Origin of the sequence: Streptomyces sp. NPDC006879, assembly GCF_042869595.1 — a bacterium.
GTDB lineage: Bacteria > Actinomycetota > Actinomycetes > Streptomycetales > Streptomycetaceae > Streptomyces.
The window spans coordinates 157,150-183,227 of the sequence record NZ_JBIAGC010000007.1 but is presented as its reverse complement, the minus strand read 5'-3'; the positions used below and the strand labels follow the sequence as shown (position 1 = coordinate 183,227).

General features: G+C 70.5%; 24 protein-coding genes and 1 pseudogene. 10 read left to right on the top strand and 15 right to left on the bottom strand.

Features of this window, described 5'->3' with window-relative positions; translation table 11 throughout:
* Window positions 1–64 precede the first annotated feature (64 nt).
* From afsQ1 to ACFYMC_RS08565, 3 genes are read left to right on the top strand one after another with little or no spacing between them, the layout of a single operon-like run.
* Window positions 65–742, top strand: a complete 678-nt coding sequence (gene afsQ1 / locus ACFYMC_RS08575; RefSeq protein ID WP_388520795.1) for a two-component system response regulator AfsQ1 — start codon at window positions 65–67, stop codon at window positions 740–742.
* A 10-nt stretch (window positions 743–752) separates the two neighbouring features.
* Entirely contained in the window at window positions 753–2,279 is a 1,527-nt protein-coding gene (locus ACFYMC_RS08570; protein WP_388520792.1) for a sensor histidine kinase, read from the top strand.
* Window positions 2,276–2,926, top strand: a complete 651-nt coding sequence (locus ACFYMC_RS08565) for a hypothetical protein (protein ID WP_388520790.1) — start codon at window positions 2,276–2,278, stop codon at window positions 2,924–2,926. Before ACFYMC_RS08570 ends, ACFYMC_RS08565 begins: the two co-directional genes overlap by 4 nt.
* 46 nt (window positions 2,927–2,972) lie before the next feature.
* Here the strand turns inward: ACFYMC_RS08565 and ACFYMC_RS08560 are convergent, their stop codons facing one another.
* A complete protein-coding gene (locus tag ACFYMC_RS08560; RefSeq protein WP_388520787.1) occupies window positions 2,973–4,064 on the bottom strand; it encodes a LuxR C-terminal-related transcriptional regulator in 1,092 nt (363 codons plus the stop codon).
* Between the two features lie 162 nt (window positions 4,065–4,226).
* Here ACFYMC_RS08560 and ACFYMC_RS08555 point away from each other — a divergent pair, with 162 nt between their 5' ends.
* Window positions 4,227–5,432 carry an ATP-grasp domain-containing protein gene (locus ACFYMC_RS08555; protein ID WP_388520784.1) on the top strand — a complete coding sequence of 402 codons (1,206 nt, stop codon included), beginning with the start codon at window positions 4,227–4,229 and terminating at the stop codon, window positions 5,430–5,432.
* 6 nt (window positions 5,433–5,438) lie between these two features.
* Here the strand turns inward: ACFYMC_RS08555 and ACFYMC_RS08550 are convergent, their stop codons facing one another.
* Window positions 5,439–6,245: an alpha/beta hydrolase gene (locus ACFYMC_RS08550; RefSeq protein ID WP_388520781.1), complete on the bottom strand. Its 807-nt coding sequence runs from the start codon at window positions 6,243–6,245 to the stop codon at window positions 5,439–5,441.
* A 113-nt stretch (window positions 6,246–6,358) separates the two neighbouring features.
* On the opposite strand from ACFYMC_RS08550, the gene ACFYMC_RS08545 reads away from it, so the two are divergent.
* The 3 genes from ACFYMC_RS08545 to ACFYMC_RS08535 all read left to right on the top strand — a co-directional run bounded on the left by ACFYMC_RS08545 (window position 6,359) and on the right by ACFYMC_RS08535 (window position 8,935).
* Entirely contained in the window at window positions 6,359–7,507 is a 1,149-nt protein-coding gene (locus ACFYMC_RS08545; protein ID WP_388520778.1) for an adenosine deaminase, read from the top strand.
* A gap of 140 nt (window positions 7,508–7,647) precedes the next feature.
* Window positions 7,648–7,950 (top strand): hypothetical protein, encoded by a 303-nt coding sequence (locus ACFYMC_RS08540; protein ID WP_388520775.1) that lies wholly within the window; start codon window positions 7,648–7,650, stop codon window positions 7,948–7,950.
* Between the two features lie 250 nt (window positions 7,951–8,200).
* On the top strand, window positions 8,201–8,935 hold the full coding sequence (locus ACFYMC_RS08535; protein ID WP_388520772.1) for a hypothetical protein: 735 nt from the start codon (window positions 8,201–8,203) through the stop codon (window positions 8,933–8,935).
* Between the two features lie 32 nt (window positions 8,936–8,967).
* Here the strand turns inward: ACFYMC_RS08535 and ACFYMC_RS08530 are convergent, their stop codons facing one another.
* The 3 genes from ACFYMC_RS08530 to ACFYMC_RS08520 all read right to left on the bottom strand — a co-directional run bounded on the left by ACFYMC_RS08530 (window position 8,968) and on the right by ACFYMC_RS08520 (window position 11,029).
* Complete coding sequence (locus ACFYMC_RS08530; protein WP_388520769.1) at window positions 8,968–9,183, bottom strand: PspC domain-containing protein; 216 nt, start codon at window positions 9,181–9,183, stop codon at window positions 8,968–8,970.
* A 111-nt stretch (window positions 9,184–9,294) separates the two neighbouring features.
* A complete protein-coding gene (locus ACFYMC_RS08525) occupies window positions 9,295–9,873 on the bottom strand; it encodes a VanZ family protein (protein WP_388520901.1) in 579 nt (192 codons plus the stop codon).
* A gap of 232 nt (window positions 9,874–10,105) precedes the next feature.
* Window positions 10,106–11,029, bottom strand: a complete 924-nt coding sequence (locus ACFYMC_RS08520) for a LysR family transcriptional regulator (protein ID WP_388520766.1) — start codon at window positions 11,027–11,029, stop codon at window positions 10,106–10,108.
* A gap of 98 nt (window positions 11,030–11,127) precedes the next feature.
* Here ACFYMC_RS08520 and ACFYMC_RS08515 point away from each other — a divergent pair, with 98 nt between their 5' ends.
* From ACFYMC_RS08515 to ACFYMC_RS08505, 3 genes are all read left to right on the top strand, one after another.
* Entirely contained in the window at window positions 11,128–12,411 is a 1,284-nt protein-coding gene (locus tag ACFYMC_RS08515) for an MFS transporter (RefSeq protein ID WP_388520763.1), read from the top strand.
* 146 nt (window positions 12,412–12,557) lie between these two features.
* The gene (locus ACFYMC_RS08510) at window positions 12,558–13,250 is read left to right on the top strand and encodes a L,D-transpeptidase family protein (RefSeq protein WP_388520760.1); all 693 of its coding nucleotides are present in this window, start codon (window positions 12,558–12,560) and stop codon (window positions 13,248–13,250) included.
* 119 nt (window positions 13,251–13,369) lie between these two features.
* Window positions 13,370–14,404, top strand: a complete 1,035-nt coding sequence (locus tag ACFYMC_RS08505) for a sigma-70 family RNA polymerase sigma factor (protein ID WP_388520758.1) — start codon at window positions 13,370–13,372, stop codon at window positions 14,402–14,404.
* 36 nt (window positions 14,405–14,440) lie between these two features.
* Here the strand turns inward: ACFYMC_RS08505 and ACFYMC_RS08500 are convergent.
* From ACFYMC_RS08500 to ACFYMC_RS08455, 10 genes and pseudogenes are all read right to left on the bottom strand, one after another.
* Window positions 14,441–14,650, bottom strand: a pseudogene (locus ACFYMC_RS08500) (hypothetical protein); the annotation flags it as partial.
* A 59-nt stretch (window positions 14,651–14,709) separates the two neighbouring features.
* Complete coding sequence (locus ACFYMC_RS08495) at window positions 14,710–15,987, bottom strand: thymidine phosphorylase (protein WP_388520755.1); 1,278 nt, start codon at window positions 15,985–15,987, stop codon at window positions 14,710–14,712.
* A 117-nt stretch (window positions 15,988–16,104) separates the two neighbouring features.
* Complete coding sequence (locus ACFYMC_RS08490; RefSeq protein WP_388520753.1) at window positions 16,105–16,512, bottom strand: cytidine deaminase; 408 nt, start codon at window positions 16,510–16,512, stop codon at window positions 16,105–16,107.
* Complete coding sequence (locus ACFYMC_RS08485) at window positions 16,509–17,798, bottom strand: ABC transporter permease (protein WP_388520750.1); 1,290 nt, start codon at window positions 17,796–17,798, stop codon at window positions 16,509–16,511. Before ACFYMC_RS08485 ends, ACFYMC_RS08490 begins: the two co-directional genes overlap by 4 nt.
* On the bottom strand, window positions 17,795–18,904 hold the full coding sequence (locus tag ACFYMC_RS08480) for an ABC transporter permease (RefSeq protein ID WP_388520747.1): 1,110 nt from the start codon (window positions 18,902–18,904) through the stop codon (window positions 17,795–17,797). Before ACFYMC_RS08480 ends, ACFYMC_RS08485 begins: the two co-directional genes overlap by 4 nt.
* Window positions 18,901–20,466, bottom strand: a complete 1,566-nt coding sequence (locus ACFYMC_RS08475) for an ABC transporter ATP-binding protein (protein ID WP_388520899.1) — start codon at window positions 20,464–20,466, stop codon at window positions 18,901–18,903. Before ACFYMC_RS08475 ends, ACFYMC_RS08480 begins: the two co-directional genes overlap by 4 nt.
* A 192-nt stretch (window positions 20,467–20,658) precedes the next feature.
* Complete coding sequence (locus ACFYMC_RS08470; RefSeq protein ID WP_388520744.1) at window positions 20,659–21,705, bottom strand: BMP family protein; 1,047 nt, start codon at window positions 21,703–21,705, stop codon at window positions 20,659–20,661.
* Between the two features lie 341 nt (window positions 21,706–22,046).
* Window positions 22,047–23,288 (bottom strand): M20 family metallopeptidase, encoded by a 1,242-nt coding sequence (locus ACFYMC_RS08465; RefSeq protein ID WP_388520896.1) that lies wholly within the window; start codon window positions 23,286–23,288, stop codon window positions 22,047–22,049.
* A 137-nt stretch (window positions 23,289–23,425) separates the two neighbouring features.
* A complete protein-coding gene (locus ACFYMC_RS08460) occupies window positions 23,426–24,718 on the bottom strand; it encodes a hypothetical protein (protein WP_388520741.1) in 1,293 nt (430 codons plus the stop codon).
* A gap of 93 nt (window positions 24,719–24,811) precedes the next feature.
* The gene (locus ACFYMC_RS08455) at window positions 24,812–25,747 is read right to left on the bottom strand and encodes an N-acetylneuraminate synthase family protein (RefSeq protein WP_388520893.1); all 936 of its coding nucleotides are present in this window, start codon (window positions 25,745–25,747) and stop codon (window positions 24,812–24,814) included.
* Window positions 25,748–26,078 lie beyond the last annotated feature (331 nt).

Below are 26,078 nucleotides of genomic sequence, written 5' to 3'. Positions count from 1 at the left end.
GGGGCGTGACGGCACCGCGTCCGGCCGGTCGAAACCCGACTGGGGCATGGGACAGAATGAGCCCGTGCCTTTCCTGTTGCTGATCGAGGACGACGACGCCATCCGCACGGCGCTCGAACTCTCCCTGTCCCGCCAGGGCCACCGTGTGGCCACCGCGGCGACGGGCGAGGACGGGCTCAAGCTGCTGCGCGAGCAGCGGCCCGACCTGATCGTGCTGGACGTGATGCTGCCGGGGATCGACGGCTTCGAGGTGTGCCGGCGGATTCGTCGCACCGACCAGTTGCCGATCATCTTGTTGACCGCGCGCAGCGACGACATCGACGTGGTGGTGGGGCTGGAGTCCGGCGCCGACGACTACGTTGTCAAGCCCGTGCAGGGCCGGGTGCTGGACGCCCGCATCCGGGCGGTGCTGCGGCGCGGGGAGCGGGAGGCGAACGATGCGGCGGCCTTCGGTTCGCTGGTGATCGACCGGGCGGCGATGACGGTCACCAAGAACGGTGAGGATCTCCAGCTGACGCCCACCGAGCTGCGGCTGCTGCTGGAACTGAGCCGGCGGCCCGGACAGGCGCTGTCGCGACAGCAGTTGCTGCGGTTGGTGTGGGAGCACGACTACCTGGGGGATTCCCGGCTGGTGGACGCATGTGTGCAGCGGTTGCGGGCCAAGGTCGAGGACGTACCGTCCTCGCCGACGCTGATCCGCACGGTCCGTGGTGTCGGTTACCGCCTCGACTCCCCTGCGTGAGCGGCGCTCTGTGAAGAAAGCACTGCTCACCGGCCGCCGCTGGACCAGCCTGCGGCTGCGGCTGATCGTCGTCTTCGGTCTGGTGGCGCTCACCGCCGCCGTATCCGCCTCCGGCATCGCCTACTGGCTCAACCGGGAAGCCGTCCTCACCCGCACCCAGGACACGGCCCTCGGCGACTTCCGCCAGGAGATGCAGAACCGGGCAGCTGCCCTGCCGGCCGACCCGACGCCCGAGGAACTCCAACGCACCGCCGAACTCATGGCCGGCGGCGTCCCCGGCTACAGCGTGCTGCTCATCGACGAGAAGCCGGATGGCCGGGTCCTCTTCGGGGCGGCCGGACCGCAGTCCTTCACACTGGCAGACGTGCCTGGCTCGTTGCGCCACGCGGTCAACGACCCGCAGAAGGTCACCCAGGCCAACGACGCCGAGTACCACATGTACTGGCAGCGCACGAAGCCCGCGGGAAACCCCTACCTCATCGGCGGCACCCGCGTGGTGGGCGGCGGCCCCACCGGCTACATGTTCAAGTCCCTCGCCCAGGAGCGCGACGACCTCAACTCGCTGGCCTGGTCGCTCGGCATCGCCACCGCGCTGGCTCTGCTCGGCTCCGCCCTGCTCGCGCAGGCAGCGGCCACCACCGTGCTGAGGCCCGTCCAGCGTCTGGGCGACGCGGCCCGCCGCCTGGGCGAGGGCGAGCTGGACACCCGGCTGGACGTGTCGGGCACCGATGAACTCGCCGACCTGTCCCACACGTTCAACAAGGCGGCCGAGGCGCTGGAGAAGAAGGTCGCCGACATGAGCGCCCGGGAGGAGTCCAGTCGCCGTTTCGTCGCCGACATGTCGCACGAACTGCGCACACCGCTGACCGCGTTGACAGCGGTGACGGAGGTACTGGAAGAAGAGGTCGACCACCTCGACCCGATGATCGCACCGGCGGTGACCCTGGTCGTCAGCGAGACCCGGCGGCTGAACACCCTGGTGGAGAACCTGATGGAGGTGACCCGCTTCGACGCCGGCACCGCCCGGCTCGTCCTCGACGATGTGGACGTCGCTGACCAGGTCACCGCTTGCATCGACGCCCGCGCCTGGCTCGACGCGGTGGAGCTGGACGCGGAGCGCGGCCTGATGGCCCGCCTCGACCCACGCCGCCTCGACGTCATCCTGGCCAATCTGATCGGCAACGCGCTCAAGCACGGCGGGTCTCCGGTGCGGGTCTCCGTGCGCACGGAGGAGGCCGCCACCGACCTGGGCGGGGCGGAGCTGGTCATCGAGGTCAAGGACAACGGCCCAGGGATCCCGGAAGAGGTGCTGCCGCACGTCTTCGACCGCTTCTACAAGGCCAGTGCCTCCCGCCCGCGTTCGGAGGGCAGTGGTCTGGGCCTGTCCATCGCGCGGGAGAACGCACACATCCACGGCGGCACCCTGAGCGCGTCGAACGCGCCCGAAGGCGGCGCGGTCTTCGTCCTGCGCCTGCCGGTGGACGCCTCCCCCCTGCTGCCCCGCCCCGAGGGCACTGCGGAAGGCGGTGCCCGTTGATCACCGTCGCGCCCCCGCGCGCCCTTTGCGCCCGTACCGCGCTGCGCATCGGTGCGTTGTTGATGGTCGGCGCCTTCGCCGGCGCCTGCGGAATCCGCGCCACGACCGTCCCGATCGACGTGGGGCCGGCGCCTTCTCGGGTGTCCTGCGACATGCCGTCGGGTGGTGGCGCACAGTCGGCGGAGGGCTTCAGGGTCGGCGTGCAACTGGTGTGCGGGGCTCAGCTGGTCCAGGTCGTCAGGGTGGTGACGGACGAGGGCCGGGCCGGGCGCGACCGGCTGCGGCTGGCCCAGGCGTTGTTGGCCGAGCTGGAACAGGTGCCCGCGGGCAGGGAGCTCGAAGCCGGCTTCTCCACCGGTGTGCCGACCGGTCTGTACGTCACGCCGGGCCGATCCGGTGACCCGGAAGGCACTGTCCGTCTGAGCCGGAAGCCGGAGGACCTGCCGGCCCTGGCGCTGGCGCAGATCGTCTGCACCTTCGCCGGCAACGGCATCACCGACGCCAAGGGCCCGGTCGTCCTCGGGGGCCCGGACTCCGACCCGCCGCGGGCGTGGGAGTGCACCGACGCGGTACGGGCCCGCCCGGAGGCGGTTCCGACGCTCGGGGAGATCGTCCGACCTACCGCATCGGCCTCCCGGGGGGGCTGAGGGCCACCCCGGTGGTTGCCGCGGGCTCGCTCCCGGAGTCGGACCGCTAGTAGGGTCGCCGGTGTTCGGATTCCCCCCTGGCGGGCCCGCGAGGATCATCCGGAGCGGGCCCGGCGGGCCGCTTCGAGCTTCCTGTGCGGACACCGTTGGCCTCCCGGATCAGGTAGCCGGCCTGGAAGCGGTTGCGAGCGCCGATCGCGCGCATGATCTCGGCGATGTGACGTTGGCAGGTGCGGTCCGACATGCCGAGGCGGCGGGCGATGACCTTGTCCTCCACTCCTTCGGAGAGCAGTTGGACGATGGTGCGCCGAAGGTCCTCGGAGAGGGCCTTGGCCTGTTCGGGGCCGAAGGGGGCCGCCGGATACGGCTCCGCGGTCAGCCAGCACCTTTCGAAGGCCTCCGCCATGAAGTGCACGACATTGGGATCGCGCACCACGAGCGCCGCGCCCGGCAGGTCCTCCTCCGGTACGGCCATCAGCCCGGTGGTGCGGTCGAAGATCAGCATCCGCACGGGGGCGTCGCTGAGGGTGCGGACCTGGGCACCGAGGGCCGTGACCCGCTCCACGTAGGCGGCGGTCGGCCGGTCGTAGCGTGCGGTGTGCTGGTAGAGCGTGCGCATCCGCACGCCCCTGCCCAGCATCGTCTCGTCACGTCCGATGGCTTCTTCCAGTGCGTCACGCGGACGACCCCCGCCGGGCTGGGCGGTGAGGATCTCGCCACGGCAGTCCTGGGCGAGTCCGGCGATCGTGGTGCGGACCGCGCCGAGGTCGGTGATCAGCTCCAGCGCTCCCGAACAGTCCCGTTCACGTCTCTTGGTGCCGCTCTGGTAGAGCGGCACCAACTCCTCCAGCTGCCCCTTCAGCAGGTCCATCCGCTCCTGACCGCGACGCAGTTCGTGCTCAAGCGGGGCCAGTGCGCGGGCCGCCGCGGAGCGCGGCGGTACGGCGCTGACGCGGTCGGTGGTGCCTGGGGTTCGCTGGAGCAGGTGGAGGGCGGTGAGCTCGTCGAGGGCGGCTTCGACGGACTCGGCTCCACCGAGGGCGGGCTCAGATGTGGCCTCCTTTGGCGTGAAGGAGTGCCGTTCAGCCGCGTAGGCGTAGAGGCGAAGCGCGGCTGGACTCAGACGATCCCCTGGCATATGCATATGCGTCCCGCTTTGCCCTGTTTTATAAACCCCTCCAGTTTCCGCCAATACAGAACAAGAGGTGGAACACGGTTCTGAGGGCAGCGCCGCGCGGGCAGAGTGGGACGCGCGGCGCTCGCCGGGGCAGACGGTCCCGGTGGTACGAGGGAGGGCGCGATGGCATCCACGAGACCCGTGGCGTTATTACTCAGCCCCCGCCCGTCCGCCGTGGCTGCGGCCCGCCTCGCCGGCGCCCAGCCGGTGGTGGTCTCGCCGGGACCACCCGTGCCTACCGACCGAGAGGGGGCGGAGCGGCAGGTACGGGTGGACTGGCGAGACCACCACCGGCTGGTGTCCGCGCTGGCCCGGCTGGACTGTGTCCGCCGGAGTCCACACGCCGGTCCCGTCTCGGTCTTCGGCTTCACGGCGGCGAACGCCCTCGCGGCGGCCCGCGCCAACGAGGCGCTCGGCCTCGCGGGCACTCCCCCGGACGCCGTGAGCACCCTGATGGACAAGGCCGCCCTGCGGGGCCGGCTCGGCGGCTGCGCGGGCCCGCCGGTCTCCTACGTGCGCTGCGGGCACGCCTCGCTCCTGCCCTTCCTGGCCGAGCTGATCGGCTATCCGTGCGTGGTCAAACCCCGGGCCGGCTCCGACGGCGAAGGGGTACGACTGATCCGCGGCCCACAAGAGGCCGCCGCCGCCGTGGCGGCGTACCCGGAGATCACCGACCTCCTGGTGGAGGAGTACCTGGAGGGGCCGGAGCTGACGGTGGAGGCGCTTTCCCGGGGCGGTCGCCACCATGTACTCGGCTGCACCCGCAGACTGCCCGGCGGCGATCCGGGCCTGACGGCCGTGGGGCACCAACTGCCCGTCCCTCTGGACCCGCGGACGGTAACCGCGGTGCGGCAGCTGGTGGCGGCCGTGCTGGACCGCACCGGCCACCGGGACGGCCCTTCGCACACGGAACTGGTCCTCACCGAGCGCGGGCCGCGGCTGGTGGAGTCCCAACCCCGTCCGTGCCGCGGCGAGGTGGCGCAGCTGCTGCGACTGGCCTACGGCACGGACGTGTTGGCGCTGGCCGTCGCCTCCGTGCTCGGCCTGCCCGAGCCGCTGCGCAGCCCGCGCGCACCGTATGCGGGGCTGCGCTACCTCGATCTCCCGCCCGGTCATGCGGGCCGGGTCCCGCGCCTGTCGGAGGTACGGTCGCTGCCCGGGGTGGTGAGCGTCCGGCTTTCCGTGCCGCCGGGAACGACGGTGCGACGGCTGCCCAGCGGTTCCTTCCACCACGGCTACGTGCTGGCCGCGGCGGCCAGCGAAACCGAGCTGAACCGGGCCTTGGACCAGGCCGTGGACCTGCTCCGGCCAGCGCTCGCCACTCGTTAGCCGGGATCAGCCGCGCAGCGAGCGACCGAAGCCGGCGGCCAGTGGCATCCGCAGCCCCAGGGGCGGCGGGGCGGCGAACGCATCGGTCACCGGGCGGGAGTAACCACGGGAGAAAACCGCTCCCAGCACGAAGTCCGTTGCCAGAGCGATGACTTCAGCCCGGTGCTGGGACAACGCATGGCCGTCGGAGTGCACTTCGAAGCGGCAGGTGGACCGGTTGACCTTCTTCGCCCGCTCGGCGAGACGGAAGGACAGCTCCGGATCGGTCCGGGCGTCGTTGGTGCCGTGCACGATCAGGACCTGCCGGCCGGCGAGCTGCCGCACCGGCTCCAGGGGAGCGCCGGGGCTCGACTCGGGAACCCAAGGAGCCAGGGCCAGAACCGAGTTGACGGCCGGATGGCCGGCCGCGTGCAGCGCCGCACGAGCACCCATGTCGTAGCCGGCCAGGCACACCGGCACGTCCCCGTACCGGCGGACCACTTCCTCGACGGCCCAGGTGGCGTCCTCGGCAAGGTGGCCGGGTGGCCCGTTCCATCCCCTGCTGCGGTAGCGGACGGTGTGTGCGACCAGGCCCTCGCTGGCTCCGGCTCGGGCAAGGGCGCGCGCGAGCGGGCGCAGGTAGACGTGGGATAGGAGGGAGGGGCGGCGGGTGGAATGTGGGGCTCCGGACGGGAGGAGAAGGACCACACCGCTGACGGCCGAGCCGTCTGGATAGGAGTTGACGTTGCCGTTCGCCGTGCCGAATCCGTTGCCGTGCGCGCTGACCACCCGCCCCAGGCGGGCACCACGCGCCGGGGGCGCATCCTGTGCCATGACAGAACAGTCTCAGAAGTGCGGGTGTACTCCACCCGTCCGCGGGGTCACTGTTACGTATCGACGGAGCCGCCGAGGGAACTGCTCTACGCGCGTAGGAGTAGAGTGCGCAGATGACGAGCGAGACCCCCAACCTGCCCACGCCGGATCAGATCCGCCGGTCCCCGAAGGTGCTCCTGCACGACCACCTCGACGGAGGACTGCGCCCCGGCACGATCATCGAGCTGGCCCGGGAGGTCGGCTACGAGAACCTTCCGGAGACGGACGCCGACAAGCTCGGCATCTGGTTCCGCGAGGCCGCTGACTCCGGTTCGCTGCCGCGCTACCTGGAGACCTTCGCGCACACCTGCGCCGTCATGCAGACCCGCGAGGCACTGGTCCGCGTCGCGGCGGAATGCGCCGAGGACCTCGCCGAGGACGGTGTGGTCTACGCCGAGATCCGCTACGCCCCCGAACAGCACCTTGAGGCCGGCCTGACCCTCGAAGAGGTGGTCGAGGCCGTGAACGAGGGGTTCCGAGAGGGCGAGCGCCGCGCGAGGGCCAATGGCCACCGCATCCGCGTCGGTGCGCTGCTCACGGCGATGCGGCACGCCGCTCGTGCCCTGGAGATCGCCGAACTCGCCAACCGCTACCGGGACAACGGCGTCGTCGGCTTCGACATCGCGGGCGCCGAGGCGGGCTTCCCCCCCACCCGGCACCTCGACGCCTTCGAGTACCTCAAGCGGGAGAACAACCACTTCACCATCCACGCCGGCGAGGCCTTCGGGCTTCCGTCGATCTGGCAGGCACTTCAGTGGTGCGGCGCGGATCGACTCGGCCACGGCGTGAAGATCATCGATGACATCGAGGTGGCCGAGGACGGCGGGGTGAAGCTGGGCCGACTCGCCTCCTACGTACGGGACAAGCGCATCCCGCTGGAGATGTGCCCCACCTCGAACCTGCAGACCGGCGCGGCCAGTTCCTACGCAGACCACCCGATCGGCCTGCTGCGCAAGCTGCACTTCCGCCTGACGGTGAACACCGACAACCGGCTGATGAGCGGCACCAGCATGAGTCGCGAATTCGAGCACCTGGTGGACACCTTCGGATATTCGCTCGATGACATGCAGTGGTTCACCGTCAATGCGATGAAATCTGCATTCATTCCTTTTGATGAACGACTGGCGATGATCAATGACGTCATCAAGCCCGGTTATGCGGAGTTGAAGTCCGAGTGGCTCTTCCGCCAGACGGCTTCGACCAGCGGTTCCGTCTCCGCCTAGCGGCGAAAGTAGCGCAAGTGAAGCGCCCGGGGGGCCATACCCCCCGGGCGCTTTCTCGTACTTACAGATGTTTGCGAGTCGGGGCAGCGCATGACTAGTTTGCGGAGCCGCCCAATTCCCCGTCACAAGGACGAGATCTCATGAAGCAGTCAGCTGCCAAATCCCTCGGTGCCGCCGCCCTCGGTGTCGCCTTCGCCGCAGCCGCCGCCGGCACCGCCTCCGCCGCCGCACTGCCCGAGCTGGGTGCGGGCGGCCCGCTGGGCACCGTGACCGGCCTCGCCCAGGCGATCCCGGCCGCCGACACGGTGGGGCAGCTCACCAACCACACCGAGCAGGGCATGCAGAGCGACAGCTCCGACCCGCTCGCCCCGGCCACAGGGCTGCTCGGCGGCCTGACTGCGGGCGGCGGCCTGCCGACCGGCGGCCTGCCCCTCGGGGGCTGAGCCCCCCCACTCCAGCCCCGCTCCGCAAGGGCCCGTCGCGTCCGGCGCCGTGCGTCGGCACGCGCCGGGTGCCCGGCTGCCGAGCGCCCACGCACCGCTGTTCGCAGTCGCTTTCGGCGAGGTGGGGCATCCACGGGCCGGAACCAGGTCGTGTCCGGGCGCGCGCCTCGCCACGAGGGGTGCGGCCCGGTCCGCGACGCTCCCCTCCGTTCGACGACTCCCCCCGGGGTGAGAAGTGGTGACCAGGCACATGGCGACCAGGCTGACCCGGGTGCACCTGCACGCCCGCCGGGCCGCGGCGCTCGTGACCGTACCGGCCCTCCTGCTGTGCGGCGCGGGATGCAGCGGCGGTGACGGCCGAAACGACCGGGGTGAGGACAAGAGCGCGAGGTCCGCGGGCTCCGAGCCCGCCCGGACCAAACTCCAACAGGCCGCGCTCGCTCCGGCCGATCTCACCGGCTACCAGATCTCCGCACAGAGCAAGGACCCCTCCGCTCCGGCCGGACAGCCACAGGCCGACGAGCGCAGGTGCCAGCCTCTCGCCGACATCATGGGCGACAAGCCCGATCCGGCGGCGCGCGAGACGGTCAACCGGGGCATCGGCTCCCAGAAACAGCTGGGACTGGCCATCTCCGCCTCCCTCAGCTCCTACTCGACGAAGGACGCCAAGCGCCTGGTCGAACAGGTCCGGTCGGCCGTCGCGGCCTGCTCCGAGGGGTTCTCCGCCCGGGTCGGCAAGCAGACGGGAAGCTACCGGGACATCAAGGAACTTCCCTACGAGGCCGGCGGTGACGACAGCGTCAGCTGGACCACCACGGCAGCGGCTGAGGGCGTCTCCGCGCCGGTGCACATCGTGGTGGTCCGCACCGGCGACACCATCGCCCGGTTCATGGCTCTCAACGTCGCGGCGCAGCAGCGCACGGCCGAGGTCCCCCACGAGATCACCGACAAACAGCTGGAGAAGCTCGCGCGGGTCCTGGGGTAGGGCCCGCCCCACCGTTCCGGGTGGCCCGAGCGTTACCAGGCGTTCTTGGCCGCGGTGGCCCGGGCGCTGTTCTCGTCGGGCATCAGGATCCACAGGGCAATGTAGACGAGGAACTGCGGCCCCGGCAGCAGGCACGAGATCACGAAGATCACTCGCATCATCTTGGCGGAGATGCCGAACCGACGCGCCAGACCGGCGCACACACCGGCGATCATTCGACCGTTGCGGGGGCGGACAAGGGCGCTCATGGTGACTCCTTCTGGGTCCGCGTGACTCGCCGCCCGCGGACTTCGCGGGGGCCGCTCCTTGGGCCCCCGATGCCTCCATCCTGCCTCGGGCACCCCGCCAACGGCCTCGCCCTAGGGAGCGATCCGGACCCTGGGAATCCTCGGGGTGGCCCCCTGAGGGACCGACCAGCTCGAAGGGGCGGCCGACGTCCGCGACCGACCGGCGTCCTGGAACCGGTCCTCGCCGCGACCCACCGGTCCTGGCCCACCCCGGCCCACACCCCTGCAGCGCCGTAGCAGCGCCCGCGCCGGCGGTACCAGCGCGAGGTGTGCCAGGGCGATGCCCACACCCCCGAGCAGGACCGAGTCCACATCCGCGACCTGCCCGGGCACTGCCGTCCGTACCAGCTCGACCAGCAACGACAGCAGTGCGCCGGCGGCGACCGTCCGGGCCAGGGAGACCACCGCGGAGCCCTCCAGCCGGCCGCCGGCCACCGGCAGCAGCACCCCGAGCGGAGCGAAGAGCAACAGGGCCGCGCCGATCCGCCTGGCAGCCCCCAGGGGGCCGTAGGACAGATCGGCCCGGATCCCCGCCAGGGGGGTGTGGTTGGACGCGGCTGCCCAGGGCACGTCCAGGGGCCTCAGAGCGAACCAGCCGACGGCCGCCAGGTGGGCGAGGAGCACCAGGACTCCCACCGCGCGGAACCACATGACGGCCCTGCCGCCCTCTTCTTGCCGCTGCACGCCCGTCAAGACGCCCGGTCGGCGTCGGCGGTTCCGGGGGGCGCGCAGGGCCGTACCGCCGCCCGACAGGGATGCGACGCTGCGGGGCCGCACCTGGCCGTACCGCCGGATCACCCGATGACCACCGGGCGGGGGCCTCCCCCACCACCGTGGTCCTCCTGACCCGCGGGCCGATCCGCCGAAGCCCTCAGGGCCAGCCTCATTCCGGCAGCAGCCGGCCCCGACGGGAGATCAGGAATCGCTTGAACGCGGCGACCGGCGGGGTGTCGGGGTGGCCGTCGAGCCAGGCCACGCCGATCTCCCGGGCGGCACGGGGTGCGGTCACGGTCAGTTCCACCACTCCCGGGCGGGGGACGGCGGGCGGGGGCAGCAACGCCACCCCGAGTCCCGCGGCGACCAGGCCGCGCAGGGTCTCGGCCTCCTCTCCCTCGAAGGCGACCCTCGGGCGGAATCCTGCCTCGGCGCACAGGGCGTCGGTGATGCGGCGCAGCCCGTAGCCGGGCTCCAGGGTCACGAAGGTCTCCTCCGCGGCCTCGGCGAGGCGGATCCGTTTGCGGACGGCGAGCCGGTGGTCGTCAGGGACGACCAGGCGCAGCCGCTGTTCGTCCAAGCGGCGGGCGACCAGGTCGGGCGCGTCGGGGATGGGCGAGGTGAGGCACAGGTCGAGATCGCCGGCCCGGAGCCGCTCGATCATCGCCTCGCCGTAGTTCTGTACGAGGGAGAAGCGCACTCCGGGGTGGTCCACCCGGAAGGCCCGGATCAACGCGGGGACGGTTTCCGAGCCCATGGTGTGCAGGAATCCGAAGGCGACCTTCCCGGTGGCGGGGTCGGCATCGGCGCGCACCGATTCGGCGGCCCGACCGACCTCGGCAAGGGCGCGGTCGGTGGAGGCGAGGAAGGTCCGCCCGGAGGGAGTGAGGGTGACGGTCCGGCCCTTACGGGCGAACAGGACCACGCCCAGGTCTTCTTCCAGTCGAACGACCGCTCGGGACAGGGTTGATTGGGGGATGCCGAGTTCCTGGGCGGCCCGGGTGACGTGCTCGTGGCGGGCCACGGCGGCGAACCAGGCGAGGCGGGGTGCCAGCGTTGCTGTCACGGCCATGTCTTCTTCGTAACGACTCATTGACAGTCACCCTCCTGACCTTCGCTGATGCGCATGTGGATCGATTATTGCGTTTTTGTGCATTGGACGCATGAATCGGCGAGGCCTAGTTTCGAGGTATGCCTCCCGCTCATACCGGGGCGCCCGTCATCGCGGGTGCCTCTGCCTCGTCGTTCCCCACCCCCGCCGCTGAGCCGCTGTCACCCGGCGGAGCCGGCTACCGCCGCATGAGCCTGGCGCTGTTCGCCGCCGGACTGGCCACCTTCGCCCTGCTGTACTCCACCCAGGCGCTGCTCCCGGCCGTCTCCGCCGGCTTCCGGGTGACCGCGGGCCAGGCAAGTTGGACGGTCTCGGCGGCCACCGGCGCGCTGGCGCTGTGCGTACTGCCGCTGAGCGCGCTCTCGGAGCGTTTCGGGCGGACCAGGCTGATGACGTGGTCCTTGGCCGTCGCGGTCGCGGTCGGGCTCTTGGTGCCCTTCGCCCCCGATCTGAACTGGCTGGTGGCCCTGCGGGCGGTCCAGGGTGCGGCGATCGCCGGCGTCCCCGCCTCTGCGATGGCCTACCTCGCGGAGGAGGTCCGCCCCAAGGCACTCGTGGGCGCCATCGGCCTGTTCGTGGCCGGGAACTCGATCGGCGGCATGAGCGGACGTCTGGTCACCGGCTGGGCGGCACAGTGGGGAGGCTGGCGGGCCGGACTCGCGGCGGTGGGCGTCCTGGCGCTGGTCTGCGCCGTGATCTTCCGCCTGCTGCTGCCGAAGGCACGCTTCTTCTCCCCGGCTTCGCTGAACCCGCGGGCGCTCGGCGCCGCGGTGTCCGGGCACCTGCGGGACCCGCTCATGCTGCGGTTGTACGGCATCGGCGCCCTGTTCATGACGGTCTTCGGCGCGGTCTACACCGTGATCGGTTACCGCTTGGTGGAGGAGTTCTCGCTACCGCAGGGCGTGGTCGGCTCGGTGTTCCTGGTCTACCTGGTCGGCACCGCTTCCTCCGCGGCGGCCGGGGGACTGGTGGCCCGGCTGGGGCGGCGGGGTGCGCTCTACCTCGCGGTGACCACGACCGCCGCCGGGCTGCTGTTGTCGCTGTCCACCTCGCTGGCCGTGGTGTTGGCCGGCCTGGTGCTGATCACCGCCGGCTTCTTCGCCGGGCACGCGGTCGCCTCCTCCTCGGTCAGCCGCACCGCCAAGACCGGGCGGGCGCAGGCCTCGGCCCTCTACCAGTCGGCCTACTACCTGGGGAGCAGTGCGGGCGGCACGCTCGGCGCCGTCGCCTTCCACAGCGCCGGCTGGCCGGCCACGGTGCTGTTGGGGCTGGTCGCCGTCCTCGGCGTGGTGTCGATCACGCTCTACGGGTCCCGGGTCGCCCACCTGGAACGTCGCGTTCCGGCGACCGTCGCCCTGCGCTGACCCCCTTACCGACGAGCGGCCCGCGCTGCTTTCATACGGAGCGAGCGCCACCGAGGAAGTGCGAGAGCGCAGTCCGCAACCGGCTCCCTTCCGGTGCGCGTCACCCAGAGGAAGTCGCAGGCACAAGGGAACGGGAGGTCCGTCGGATGACGGGCATACGCAAGCGCGCCGCGGTCGTGGGCGCGGTGGTGGGGATGGTCGCACCGCTGACGGTGGCGCTGGGCGGGACGGCCCAGGCTGCCTCCTGCAACGTGACCACGGGGCCCTACCAACGTCAGGTGGAGAAGTTCCTGGGACGGACCGTCGACGGCCGCCAGTCAGCCGCCGACTGCGCGGCCATCAAGGCCTTCCAGGCCAAGCACGGGATCACCCCCACGCGCGGCTACGCCGGACCGCTGACCTGGCAGGTCATGAGCATCATGAACGCGCAGAAGGCCGCGGGGAAGAACCCCAACAAGGCAGGTCGCTGCCCGACCAACAAGGGGCGGATCGCCTGCGTGGACCTCACCCGGCAACTGAGCTGGATCCAGGACGGCTCCCGGCTCACGTACGGCCCGGTGGCCGTACGCACCGGCAAGGACGGCACGGAGACCCGCACCGGATCGAAGAAGATCTACCAGCGGACGCTGCGCCACTGGTCGACCATCTACCACGTGTGGATGCCGTACACCCAGTTCTTCGACGGCGGCCAGGCCTTCCACTCGGTCACCAAGAGCATGTGGAACCCGCCCGGCTCCGGCGGCTGCGTCAACATGACCGACAAGGACGCCAAGGCGTACTGGAACCTCCTCAGGAACGGTGACGACGTGTTCGTCTACGGACGCAAGCCCGGCACCTGAACGGGCCCTTGGCGGCCAGACCTTGGGCCGCCGCCACTGTCCGAGGCCTGAGGTAGGTTCCAAAGGGCGGGCGCCGTGGGGCGCCCGCCCTTCGACCGTTGCGCACAGGGGGATGAAGAATGAGCGAGCTCGCCGCACCACCCGACCTCGACGCCGCCATGGAGCAGTACCGGCAGGAGCTCACCGGGTACTGCTACCGGATGCTGGGCTCGGCCTTCGACGCCGAGGACGCGGTGCAGGACACCCTCGTGCGCGCCTGGCGCAGTTACGCCACTTTCGAGGGCCGCTCCTCGGTGCGCTCCTGGCTGTACCGGATCGCCACCAACGTCTGCCTGGACCTGCTGCGCGCCGGAAACCGCCGGGCCCGCCCGATGGACCTCACTGACCCTCAGACCCAGGCCTCGGCCGTACTCAGCGAGCGGCCCGAAGTGACCTGGCTGGAGCCGGTACCGGACGGTCGGGTGCTGACACAGACCGCCGACCCGGCAGAGCTGGCCATGGCCAAGGAATCGGTGCGGTTGGCCTTCGTCGCCGCCCTGCAGTACCTGCCGGCCAAGCAGCGGGCGGTACTGATCCTGCGGGAGGTGCTGGCCTGGAAGGCCGACGAGGTGGCTCAGCTCCTCGACACCTCGGTGGCCTCGGTCAACAGCGCCCTCCAGCGGGCGAGGGCCACTCTGGCGGCGCGGGAGATCCGCGCGAGCGAGGCGGCCGACCCACTGGACGAGGAGCAGAGCAAGCTGCTCGAACGCTACGTGGCCGCTTTCGAGGGGTACGACATCGAGCAGCTCACGACCTTGCTGCACGAGGACGCGGTGCTGTCGATGCCGCCGTTCGACGTGTGGTTGCAGGGACCCGCCGAGATCGCGGCCTGGCACCTGAACCAGGGGATCGGCTGCCGCGGCTCGCGTCTCGTGCCGACCCGGGCGAACGGACTGCCGGCCTTCGCGCAGTACCGACCGAGCGCGACCGGCACGGGACACGACCCATGGGCCCTCCAGGTCATCGAGATCTCAGCCGGAAGGATCGTCGGGCTGAACGCCTTCCTGGACACCGACCGCTGGTTCCCGCTCTTCGGTCTGCCCGAGCACCTCGACGGGCCCGGGGGCAGCGGCGGGGTCCACCAGGAAGCCCAGTCCGGTCAGGTCGAGCAGTGAACGCAGCGCGGGGGGCGCACCCCGCACGCTGAGACGGTCACCGTGTTGCCGGGCCGTGAGGGTGAGGCGGGCCAGGGCCTCCGCGGCGGCGAGGGTGGGGGCGGTGACCGCGGTGGCGTCGCACACCACCGCGATCGCTCCCGCCCCGTACAACTGCGCGAGCCGCGCACAGAGCGGTCCCACATCCCCGGGCCCGACGGTAGGCCCGGGGAGTGGCAAGGAGGCCGGTCCCCGTTCGGTGTTCATCACGGGGGGATAGACCGGCCGGACCACGGAAACTCATCGACGCACGGGGCGCCGGGAGATCATGCGATGCGGTCGAGGACGATCGGGGCGGCCTTGAAGTCCGTACCGGCGGGTGCGATGTCCCAGGCCCCGTCCAGGGCCTCCATGGCGTAGCCGAACTTCTCGGGGGTGTCGGTGTGCAGGGTCATCAGGGGCTGTCCGGCGGTGACGCTCTCACCGGGCTTGGCGTGCAGCTCGACGCCCGCGCCGAACTGCACCGGGTCCTCCTTGCGGGCCCGCCCGGCGCCCAGGCGCCACGCCGCGACGCCGACGCCGTAGGCGTCCAGCCGGGTCAGCACGCCCGATTCCGTGGCGGTGATCACGTGCTCCTCCCGGGCGACCGGGAGGGTCGCGTCCGGGTCGCCGCCCTGGGCAGCGATCATGCGGCGCCAGACGTCCATCGCGGAGCCGTCGGCCAGCGCCTTGGCCGGGTCGGCGTCCCGTACTCCGGCCGCTTCGAGCATTTCGCGGGCCAGGGCGATGGTCAGCTCCACCACGTCGGCGGGACCGCCTCCGGCCAGCACCTCCACGGACTCGCGGACCTCAAGGGCGTTGCCGGCGGTCAGTCCGAGCGGGGTGGACATGTCGGTGAGCAGGGCGACGGTCTTGACCCCGTGGTCGGTGCCCAGGCCCACCATGGTGGAGGCGAGCTCCCGGGCGTCCTCGATGTTCTTCATGAAGGCCCCGGAGCCGACCTTGACGTCCAGGACCAGTGAGCCGGTGCCCTCAGCGATCTTCTTCGACATGATCGAGGAGGCGATGAGCGGAATGGCCTCGACGGTGCCGGTCACGTCGCGCAGCGCGTAGAGCTTCTTGTCGGCGGGTGCCAGTCCGTCGCCGGCCGCGCAGATGACCGCGCCGGTGGTGTCGAGGACGTTCAGCATCTCCTCGTTGGACAACAGGGCACGCCAGCCGGGAACGGACTCCAGCTTGTCCAGGGTGCCGCCGGTGTGGCCCAGGCCGCGGCCGGAGAGCTGCGGCACGGCGGCACCGCAAGCGGCGACCAGCGGGGCGAGCGGCAGGGTGATCTTGTCTCCGACGCCGCCGGTGGAGTGCTTGTCGGCAGTGGGTCGCGACAGCGAGGAGAAGTCCATGCGCTCGCCCGAGGCGATCATCGCGGCGGTCCAGCGGGCGATCTCGGCACGGTTCATGCCGTTGAGCAGGATCGCCATGGCGAGGGCGGACATCTGCTCGTCGGCCACCACACCACGGGTGTAGGCGTCGATGACCCAGTCGATCTGTTCGGGGCTCAGCTCACCGCGGTCGCGCTTGGTGCGGATGACGGAGATGACGTCCATCTGAACTTCCTTCCGGCGGTGCCGTATGTCGTGCGTGTGCGCGACTCTACGCGCATAGAGAGAGTGAAGGGGGACGGCCCCTCCACACCACTGGGGTGCACAGGGGCCGTCCTTCGACTATCTGAGGTGGTCCGGCCCGAAGGCCTGCGGGAGCATCGCCGAGAGCGGCAGGATTCCCTCGGGGGTCTCCAGCAACAGGTCCGGCCCGCCGAACTCGAAGAGCAACTGCCGACAACGACCGCACGGGACCAGGGGAGCGCCCCGGCCGTCCACGCAGACGAAGTGGGTCAGCCGTCCACCGCCGGTGAGCTGGAGCTGGGAGACCAGGCCGCACTCGGCGCACAGCCCCAGTCCGTAGCTCGCGTTCTCCACGTTGCAACCGGTGACGGTGCGCCCGTCGTCCACTCGCGCCGCCACGCCGACCGGGAAGCCGGAGTACGGGGCGTAGGCACGGGACATCGCGTCCCGGGCCGCGACCCGCAGGGCCTCCCAGTCGACCACCGGCGCGGTGTCGGCCGTCGTCACTTGCCCTGGCCCTTGCGGTAGCGCATACCGTCCGCCTTGGGCATGCGTAGCCGCTGCGCGGAGAGCGCGAGGACCAGCAGGGTGACCACGTACGGAGTGGCGGAGACGAACTCGATCGAGACCGACTCGGTGGCCAGGTACCAGACCAGCGCCACCACGGCCAGGACTGCACTGGCGGAAGCCTGGAGCCAGGACTTCTTGTAGGCCTTCCACAGCGCCAGAGCGATGAGCAGGATGACGAGCAGCAAGAGCAGCGCGTGCACGGACTTGCCGCCGTTGCGGAGCTGGAGCGCGTCGGTGAAGCCGAACAGGCCGGCGCCGAGGGCGGTACCGCCCGGACGCCAGTTACCGAAGATCATCGCAGCGAGACCGATGTAGCCGCGCCCGCCGGTCTGGCCCTCGTTGTAGATGTGCGAGGTCACCAGGGACAGGAAGGCACCGCCGAGACCGGCCAGACCACCGGAGACGAGTACCGCGACGTACTTGTAGTAGTACACGTTGACGCCGAGGGACTCGGCGGCGATCGGGTTCTCGCCACAGGAACGCAGGCGCAGTCCGAAGGAGGTCTTCCAGAGCACCAGGAAGGTGGCGACGAAGAGCAGCGCGGCGACGACCGTCAGGTAGGACAGGTTGGTGACCAGCCCGCCGAAGATGCCCGCCAGGTCGGAAACGAGGAACCAGTGGTGCTTCTCGATGTCGATCAGCCAGTCCGAGAGTCCGGGGATGGTGATCGTGTCGATGGACTCGGCAGGCGGGGACTGCTTGGGGCTTCCGCCCTTGGCCGCGGCCTCGCCGGAGTTGAACCACAGCTTGGCGAAGTAGGTGGTGGCACCCAGCGCCAGGATGTTGATCGCGATACCGGAGATGATGTGGTCGACACCGAAGCTGACGGTGGCGATGGCGTGCAGCAGGCCGCCGAACATGCCGCCGAGGACACCGGCGAGGACACCGATCCACGGATTGGTCTGCCAGCCGGCCCAGGCACCGAAGAAGGTGCCGAGGATCATCATGCCTTCGAGACCGATGTTGACCACGCCGGCCCGCTCCGCCCACAGACCGCCGAGACCGGCCATGCCGATGGGAACGGCGAAGGAGAGCGCAGCCGCGATCTGGCCGGATCCGGTGAGGTCCTGCGCACCGGTCAGTGCGCGCACCGCGGAGAGTGCGACGATGCCGCCCGCGATGATCAGCAGGACGATGGGGAGGGAGAGCCGCTTGCGGCCGCCCTTGCCGCCGGCCACCTTGGGGGCTGCGGGCGGCGGAGTGGAAGTCGCCGTGGCGCTCACTGCGACACCTCCTGCTTCGATTCACGGGCCTGGGCGGCGAGCTTCTCGCCAACCTGCCGCTGCTGGCGCTTGAGACCGAAGCGGCGGACCACTTCGTACGCGATCACGACACACAGGACGATGACGCCCTGGATGATGCCGACGATCTCCTTGTCGTAGCCCTCGAATTCGAGCTTGCCGGAGCCGCGCTCCAGGAAGGCCCACAGCAGCGCGCCGAGCGCGATGCCGACGGGGTGGTTGCGGCCGAGCAGCGCGATGGCGATGCCCGTGAAGCCGATGCCGACGGGGAAGTCGCCGCCGTACTCGAAGGAGTCGTTGAGCAGGGTCGGCATTCCGATGAGGCCGGCCATGGCGCCGGAGATCAGCATCGAGGTGACGACCATGCGCTTGACGTTCACACCACTGGCCTCGGCTGCGGTGCCGGACTGGCCGACGGTGCGCAGGTCGAAGCCGAAGCGGGTGCGGGAGAGGGTGAACCAGAACCACACACCGGCGAGCGCCGCGACCACGACGAAGCCCCAGACGGGCTCCGGGGTCGTCGGGAACTCGAAGAAGTGGGCGGACTCCGGCAGCGGGGTGGTGGACACCTTGGTGCCGGCGGCATCGAGGTGTCCGAGGCGGCCGGGCTGGAGCAGGTAGCCGATGATCGCGGTCGCGATCATGTTCAGCATGATCGTCGAGACGACCTCGCTGACGCCGCGGGTGACCTTGAGGACACCGGCGATGCCGGCCCACATGGCGCCCACGAGCATCGAGGCGATGATGATCATGGGAATCTGCAGGAAGGCCGGGAGCGTCAGCGCACCACCGAGCGCGGCGGCGAAGAACGCCCCGAGCCGGTACTGACCGTCCACGCCGATGTTGAACAAGTTCATCCGGAAGCCGACGGCCACCGCGAGACCCGCGAGGTAGTAGGTCGTTCCCTTGTTCAGGATGTAGACCTGGCTGTCCGACTTCATGCCGTACTCGAACATGATGCCGAAGGCGCTGAAGGGCTCCTTGCCGGTGGCGAGCAGCACCAGGGCGGTCACCACGAAGGCGGCGACGATCGCGAGCAGTGGGGCCGCGATCCCCAGGAACACCTTCTCCTTGTCGATCTTCTTCATCGGTCCTCTCCCCCGTCCTGGGGGTGGTCGAGGTGGCCGGAGGCAGCGCCGGTCATGGCGGAGCCCAGCTCCTCTGGGGTGATGGCGGCGGGGTCGGCATCGGCGACCAGCCGGCCTCGGTACATGACCCGCAGGGAGTCGGACAGGCCGATCAGCTCGTCCAGGTCCGCGGAGATCAGCAGCACGGCCAGGCCCTCGCGGCGGGCGGAGCGGATCTGGTCCCAGATCTGTGCCTGCGCGCCGACATCCACACCGCGGGTGGGGTGGGCGGCGATCAGCAGCCGGGGCTTGTGGCTCATTTCGCGACCGACGATCAGCTTCTGCTGGTTACCGCCGGACAGGGAGCCCGCGGTGACCTCGATGCCGGGGGTGCGCACGTCGTACTCACGAACGATGCGCTCGGTGTCCCGCCGGGCGGACTTGATGTCCAGCAGCTGCCCCCGGGAGTTGGGCCGTTCGGTGACGTGGCCGAGGATACGGTTCTCCCACAGCGGGGCCTCCAGTAGCAGGCCGTGCCGGTGTCGGTCCTCGGGGATGACGCCCATGCCGTCCTCACGGCGCTTGCGCGTGGGGGCCTTGGAGATGTCCTCGTCGCCGAGCTTGACCACACCGGCGTCGAGGTGGCGCATGCCCATGATGGCTTCGACCAACTCCGACTGACCGTTGCCCTCAACACCGGCGATGCCCAGCACCTCGCCCTTGTGGATGGTGAAGCCCACGCCGTCGAGCACGGCACGGACCACTCCGTCCGGGTCGGTGGCGGTCAGCGTCAGGCCCTCGACGGTCAGCATCGGGACGTCGGTCACCGTCGACTCGCGGGTCTCCGGGGAGGGCAGCTCGCTACCGACCATCAGCTCGGCGAGCTGCTTGGCGGTGGTGGTGCGCGGGTCGGCGGTGCCCACGGTGGTACCACGGCGGATGACGGTGATGTCATCGGCGACGGAGAGCACCTCGCCCAGCTTGTGCGAGATGAAGATGACCGTCAGGCCCTCGGCCTTGAGTTCGCGCAGGTTGTCGAAGAGCGCGTCGACCTCCTGCGGGACGAGCACGGCGGTCGGCTCGTCGAGGATCAGCGTGCGGGCACCGCGGAAGAGGACCTTGAGGATCTCCACGCGCTGGCGGTCGGCCACCCCGAGGTCCTCCACGAGGACGTCGGGGCGGATGTTCAGACCGTAGGCGTCGGAGATCTCCTTGATCTTGGCGCGAGCCGCGTCTCCGATGCCGTAGAGCTTCTCTGCGCCGAGGACGACGTTTTCGAGCACCGTGAGGTAGTCGGCCAGCATGAAGTGCTGGTGCACCATGCCGATCCCGCGCGCGATGGCGTCCGCGGGGCTGTGGAAGGAGACCTGTTCGCCGTCGATGGCGATGGTGCCCTCGTCCGGCTTCTGCATGCCGTAGAGGATCTTCATCAGGGTCGACTTGCCGGCGCCGTTCTCACCCATGAGGGCGTGCACGGTGCCGCGGCGCACATTGATGTCGATGTCGTGGTTGGCCACGACACCGGGAAATCGCTTGGTGATGCCCCGGAGCTCTACGGCGTGGGGACTGCTGGACGCGTTGATGACGCACTCTCCTAAGCAGGAGCGGAGGAGCGGAGGCAGACTCGCGAAGGGGTTGGTCGCGAAAAATACCGCCTACGGGCGCACGCTACGCGCGTAGCGCCGGCAACAAGTTGAACTTCCGGAGGCGGTACGAGAATCGGGGCCCGGTGTGGCGGCCTGAGCCGCTCCACCGGGCCCCGCTTCGGCAGTCGATCAGCCGTTGGTCGGCGTGGTGTTCACCTTGATGGTGCCGTCCACGATCTTCTGCTTGGCCTCTTCGAGCTGGGCCTGGATGTCCTTGAGGTGGTCACCCGTGGTGGTCAGGCTGACGCCGTCCTTGGCCAGCGAGTACTGCTGCTCACCGGTCAGCGGCTCGCCGTCCTTGACGGACTTGACCAGGTCGTAGACACCGCCGTCGACGTTCTTGACGACCGAGGTCAGGATCGAGGAGGCGTACTTCGACAGGGCCGGGTCCTTGGCCTGGTCGGAGTCGACACCGATGGCCCAGGCGCCGTTCTTGGCCGAGACGGCCTCGATCGCGCCGGCACCCGAGCCGCCCGCGGCGGCGAAGATGACGTCGGTGTTCTTGTCGAGCATGCCCTTGGCGGCGGCCTTGCCCTTGTCCGGGGAGCCGAAGCCGGAGAAGTCCGTACCCGTGGTCAGGTACTGGATCTGCACCTCGGCCTTCGGGTTGGTGTCCTTGGCGCCCTGCTGGAAACCAGCGGCGAACTTCTTGATCAGCGGGATGTCCACGCCGCCGATGAAGCCGACCTTGCCGGTCTTGGACTTCAGGGCCGCGGCCTTGCCCGCCAGGTAGGAGCCCTGCTCCTCGGTGAAGACGATCGAGTCGACGTTCTTCTCCTCGGAGATGGAGTCGACCAGGCCGAACGTCGTCTTCGGGAACTTCTTCGCGACCGCGTCGATGGCGTCCTTGTAGGCGAAGCCGACACCGATGACGGGGTTGTAGCCGCTCTCGGCCAGCGCGGCGAGACGGGTCTCGCGGTCGGCCGGGGTCTCACCGGTCTTGGCGGTGAGCTCCTTGGTCTCGGCACCGAACTCGGCCTTGGCCTTGTCGAGGCCGCGAGCCGCGGAGTCATTGAACGAGTTGTCGCCACGGCCACCTACGTCGTAGGCCATGCCGATCTTCAGCGTGCCGTCCGAGCTGCTGGACTCGGTGGACGACTCACCACACGCGGTGGCGGTGAAAGCAAGGGCCGCGGTGGCGATGCACGCGGCGCTGAGCTTGGTTACCCGGCGCAAGGGGAGGCTCCTTCAACCTGACCGAAGCGCCACTACCGGCGCTGGTTTCGCCGCGATCGTAACGCGCGTAGATGTCAGTTAAGAGCCCGTTCAGGAGTCGTTATCGGATCGACGCGTACTACACATCCCCCCGGGGGTAACCCGGGGGGATCGCCGAGGACCGTCCGAAAACCACTCGGAAAGCGGCCTGAAACGGTCTGGAACGAACCCAGAACGGTCCAACTGGACCGCTGGGCGGGGCCGCCAGGGCGCGCGCCCTGGCGGAGGTACCCCCCTCAACGCCTTGACCCCAGCCTTCGAAGAGGCCGCCTTCAGGGGGCGCGCCGTCAGCCGTCACGCCGCTAAACCGCCTCCGGTCCCCTCCCGTCCAGCAGCGCCGCCGCGGTGAACAGCTCCACACCCACTTCGATGGCGCGCTCGTCCACATCGAAATCGCCTCGGTGCAGATCCCGCTTGATCGGGTCACCGGGGGTGCGCACGCCGAGGCGGGCCATGGCCCCGGGCACGTGCTCCAGGTACCAGGAGAAGTCCTCGCCGCCCAGGCTCTGCTCGGTGTCCTCCACCGCATGGGCGCCTCGGCGGGCCCCCATGGCGTCACGCAGCAGCTCGGTCATCACCGGGTCATTGACCACCGGCGGCACCCCGCGCACGTAGGTGATCTCGGACTTGGCCCCGTGCAAGGTCGCCACCTCGTCGATCGCCGCGTGCACCTGGTCCGGCGCCTCGTGCCAGGCGGCGAGTTCCAGACAGCGGACCGTGCCGGCGAGCTCCGCCTCCATGGGGATCACGTTCGGCGCGTGGCCGGACTCGATCCGCCCCCAGGTCAGCGAGAGCCCGGAGCGCGCGTCCATACGGCGGCTGAGCAGCGCGGGCACCTCCGTGACCACCTTGGCGGCGGCGGTGACCAGGTCGGTGGTCAGGTGCGGGCGGGCGGTGTGCCCCCCGGCGCCGCTGAGGGTCACCTCCAGCCGATCGCAGGCCGAGGTGATCGGACCGGGCCGGACACCGATCCGACCCACGTCGACCCTGGGGTCGCAGTGCACGGCGAGGATCCGCCCCACGCCGTCGAGGACGCCCGCGGCCACCGCGTCGGTGGCGCCCCCGGGCAGCACCTCCTCGGCGGGCTGGAAGAGCAGGCGCACGGGCCGGGGGAGCAGCCCCCGGCGTTCAAGGTCCGCGAGCACCAGGCCGGCGCCCAGCACCACCGCCGTGTGGACGTCGTGGCCGCAGGCGTGCGCCCGGTCGGGCACGGTGGAGCGGTAAGGGGAGAGGGACTTGGCATCGGGGATCGGCAGGGCGTCGATGTCCGCACGGAAGGCCAGCATCGGCCGTCGGCCATCCCACTCGCCGATATCGCAGATCAGACCGGTACCCGTGGGCAGCTGGCGAGGCCGTAGCCCGGCTTTCTCCAGTCTGGCCTTGATCGCGGAGGTGGTGCGGAACTCCTGGTGGCCCAGCTCGGGATGCATGTGCAAGTCCCGGCGGAACGCGATGAGTTCAGCTCGCAGGCTCTCCGGAAGCCTGCCCTGGAGAGCAGGTTCCACCGGTTCCCCGGGATGGTCAGCATGGGACTCGCGGGACATCAATCGGTTCACCCGTTGAAGGGTATGCGCACCGGTGGGTCAACTGGCTGGCGATCTCAAAAAGTTCAGCCCGTTAGGGGAAGAAAATCTGACCTCCTGGCGCATGCCCGCCCATCGCGATGGGTAAACTCCATCGCTCATCCGGCGGCGATGGCGAGTCGGCGCACATCCCGAGCCGTGTCGGTGACACCGGCCAGAAAGCTCTGGGCCCGCGGAGAAGCCGAACCGGTCAGCCACCGCGGATCGATGTCGCAGACCGCGACCGTCACGCCCGTGCCCTGGAGCGCGTACGGCAGGGTGTGCACGACGGTGGACGGGAAACTGACGATCGTCCGGCCTACCGGCCCGCGCCGGGCGATCAGTTCCAGCGGCAGGTCCGGGCGGACGATCTCCAGGCCGGTCACCTCACTCAGCCTGCGCAGCTTCTCCGCGCTCTCCCGACGGTGCGCGAAGTACCGGGTGGCGCCGTGGGCGCGGCACAGGCGCACCACCGCGTCCTGGTAGCGGTCGGCGTCCACCACTCCGGTCTCCACCAAGGACGTACCGACCAGGTCAGTGCCCTTGGTCAGTCGAGGCGGCCCGAATCGCGCCCGGGTCCAGCCGAAGTCGTTGACCCGCAGGGTCATGCCGGGCAGCGCGGCGACGGGCATCGAGGTGAACACCTCCACACGCCCCTCCCCGCGGGGGGTCAGACGGCGCCGGGCGTTCCCGGAAACCGGCGCGAACAACAGTTCCCGAGCCCGCCCCAGGCCGCCGGCCGCGCTGCGGTGCCAGCGCCGCAGCCGCTCACCGCGGCCGAGCTGCGCGATGAACTCCATGGTGGCCGTGCCGTCGTCCACCACCACCAGGTCCTTCGCGCCGGCGCGGAGCAGCAGCAGCTGTACGAACCGCGAGAAGGGGTCCCCTATGACGATTCGCCGGGCGCGCCGGACCTGTCCGAGGAGGGAGGCCAGGGCCTTCAGCGGGGCGAGGGAGCCGCCCCGCGCCTCCCGCCAGCACACGGTGAACCCCTCGTCCCGGGCGATCGCGGCCACCCGGCGCAGCTGACCACGGGACATCGGGTCGGTGGGCGGCAGGATCACGATGCTCAGCCCACCGAACGGTACGGGGTCGCTCCCCTCGTCGCCGGGACCGCGCCCCGCAGGTGGCTGGCCCGGCACTCCGTCCAGCAGCACCTCGGCGGGGCCGGCGGTGTCCGGCCGGATCCCTTGGGCGTGCGCCCACTCCAGAACGTTCAGCAACTGGACGGGGCTCTCGACGAAAGCCAGGGTGGAGGCAGGAGAGGTCACCACGTACTCCTCGTCGTGGGCGGCGATGCGCCGGGGCCGGCGGGCCGGGCGGCCGTCGCCGGGAAAGGTGGCGTCCAAGAAGTCGGGCCGGCCGCTGCCGGGGCCCGAGGGGTGCCGAAGGCGGCCCTGACGGGCGGGCACGCTTCGGGGGTGACGGGGTCGGACTCCCGCCGCGCCCCCGAGGCGTCCCGCCGTCGAGGCCGCTACGCGGGCCGGCCCGCGTAGCTGGTGGGCTCAGACCGCGGCGGCCGGCTCGGGCTGGGTCTCGGCGATGACACCCGGGACCCGGCGCAGCTTCTTCATGGGGCCGAGCTCGCTCTCGTACACCTTCTTGACGCCGTCTCCGAGGGCGGTCTCGATGGTGCGGATGTCACGGACCAGCCGCTGTAGGCCACCCGGCTCCACGGACGCGGCCTGGTCGGAGCCCCACATGGCGCGGTCGAGGGTGATGTGGCGCTCGACGAAGGCGGCACCGAGCGCGACGGCGGCCAAGGTGGTCTGCAGGCCGGTCTCGTGGCCGCTGTAGCCGATCGGGACGTTCGGGAACTCGTCCTGCAGGGTGTTGATCACCCTGAGGTTGAGCTCCTCCGCCCGGGCCGGGTAGGTGGAGGTCGCGTGGCAGAGCAGGATGTTGTCACTGCCCAGCACCTCCACCGCGTGCCGGATCTGCCTGGGGGTCGACATGCCGGTGGACAGGATGACCGTCTTGCCGGTGGCCCGCAGGGCGCGCAGCAACTCGTCGTCGGTGAGCGAGGCCGAGGCGACCTTGTGGGCCGGCACGTCGAACTTCTCCAGGAAGGCGACGGCCTCGGTGTCCCACGGAGAGGCGAACCAGTCGATGCCGCGCTCGGTGCAGTGCTCGTCGATGGCGCGGTACTCGTCCTCGCCGAACTCCACACGGTGGCGGTAGTCGATGTACGTCATCCGGCCCCAGGGGGTGTCCCGCTCGATGCCCCACTGGTCACGCGGGGTGCAGATCTCCGGGGTGCGCTTTTGGAACTTGACCGCGTCGCAGCCGGCCTCGGCGGCGGCGTCGATGAGCGCGAAGGCATTCTGCAGGTCGCCGTTGTGGTTGATGCCGATCTCGCCGACGACGTAGACGGGCTGGCCGGGGCCGGCCGTGCGGGCGCCGAGGGTGCGAAGGCGGGGGGACGTCGGGGTGGCAGTCATGGCAGGAGAGGTCCTTCGATGGGTGTCTGGGGCGGTGGTGCGGTGGGCCGTCAAATCGGCGGTGTCGGGGTGTTCCGGGGCCGCGGTGAGCTCGGTCGGGTCGGTGGTCTGTGCGCTCGGGGTGGCCGGGGACGGGAGGGCTTCCTGCCGGGCGCCGGCGTCGGCCGGCGGGGGGTCCAGCAGGGGCGCAAGGGCGCGGGCCCGGGCCAGGTCGTGCGGGTCGTCGATCTCCAGCACCCGGGCCGGATCGGTCGGGACGGGCACGGTGCGGCCGAAGAAGCGGTGTCGGACGGACCGGAAGCCGGCCGCCTCCATGGCGTAGGCGGCGCCG

What these genes read in the sequence shown, in the direction of transcription:
- ACFYMC_RS08560 (WP_388520787.1), bottom strand. Translation starts at nt 4,064, where the DNA reads ATGCCAGGGGATCGTCTGAGTCCAGCCGCGCTTCGCCTCTACGCCTAC.
- ACFYMC_RS08555 (WP_388520784.1), top strand. Translation starts at nt 4,227, where the DNA reads ATGGCATCCACGAGACCCGTGGCGTTATTACTCAGCCCCCGCCCGTCC.
- ACFYMC_RS08550 (WP_388520781.1), bottom strand. Translation starts at nt 6,245, where the DNA reads ATGGCACAGGATGCGCCCCCGGCGCGTGGTGCCCGCCTGGGGCGGGTG.
- ACFYMC_RS08545 (WP_388520778.1), top strand. Translation starts at nt 6,359, where the DNA reads ATGACGAGCGAGACCCCCAACCTGCCCACGCCGGATCAGATCCGCCGG.
- ACFYMC_RS08540 (WP_388520775.1), top strand. Translation starts at nt 7,648, where the DNA reads ATGAAGCAGTCAGCTGCCAAATCCCTCGGTGCCGCCGCCCTCGGTGTC.
- ACFYMC_RS08535 (WP_388520772.1), top strand. Translation starts at nt 8,201, where the DNA reads ATGGCGACCAGGCTGACCCGGGTGCACCTGCACGCCCGCCGGGCCGCG.
- ACFYMC_RS08530 (WP_388520769.1), bottom strand. Translation starts at nt 9,183, where the DNA reads ATGAGCGCCCTTGTCCGCCCCCGCAACGGTCGAATGATCGCCGGTGTG.
- ACFYMC_RS08525 (WP_388520901.1), bottom strand. Translation starts at nt 9,873, where the DNA reads ATGTGGTTCCGCGCGGTGGGAGTCCTGGTGCTCCTCGCCCACCTGGCG.
- ACFYMC_RS08520 (WP_388520766.1), bottom strand. Translation starts at nt 11,029, where the DNA reads ATGAGTCGTTACGAAGAAGACATGGCCGTGACAGCAACGCTGGCACCC.
- ACFYMC_RS08515 (WP_388520763.1), top strand. Translation starts at nt 11,128, where the DNA reads ATGCCTCCCGCTCATACCGGGGCGCCCGTCATCGCGGGTGCCTCTGCC.
- ACFYMC_RS08510 (WP_388520760.1), top strand. Translation starts at nt 12,558, where the DNA reads ATGACGGGCATACGCAAGCGCGCCGCGGTCGTGGGCGCGGTGGTGGGG.
- ACFYMC_RS08505 (WP_388520758.1), top strand. Translation starts at nt 13,370, where the DNA reads ATGAGCGAGCTCGCCGCACCACCCGACCTCGACGCCGCCATGGAGCAG.
- ACFYMC_RS08495 (WP_388520755.1), bottom strand. Translation starts at nt 15,987, where the DNA reads ATGGACGTCATCTCCGTCATCCGCACCAAGCGCGACCGCGGTGAGCTG.
- ACFYMC_RS08480 (WP_388520747.1), bottom strand. Translation starts at nt 18,904, where the DNA reads ATGAAGAAGATCGACAAGGAGAAGGTGTTCCTGGGGATCGCGGCCCCA.
- ACFYMC_RS08465 (WP_388520896.1), bottom strand. Translation starts at nt 23,288, where the DNA reads ATGTCCCGCGAGTCCCATGCTGACCATCCCGGGGAACCGGTGGAACCT.
- ACFYMC_RS08455 (WP_388520893.1), bottom strand. Translation starts at nt 25,747, where the DNA reads ATGACTGCCACCCCGACGTCCCCCCGCCTTCGCACCCTCGGCGCCCGC.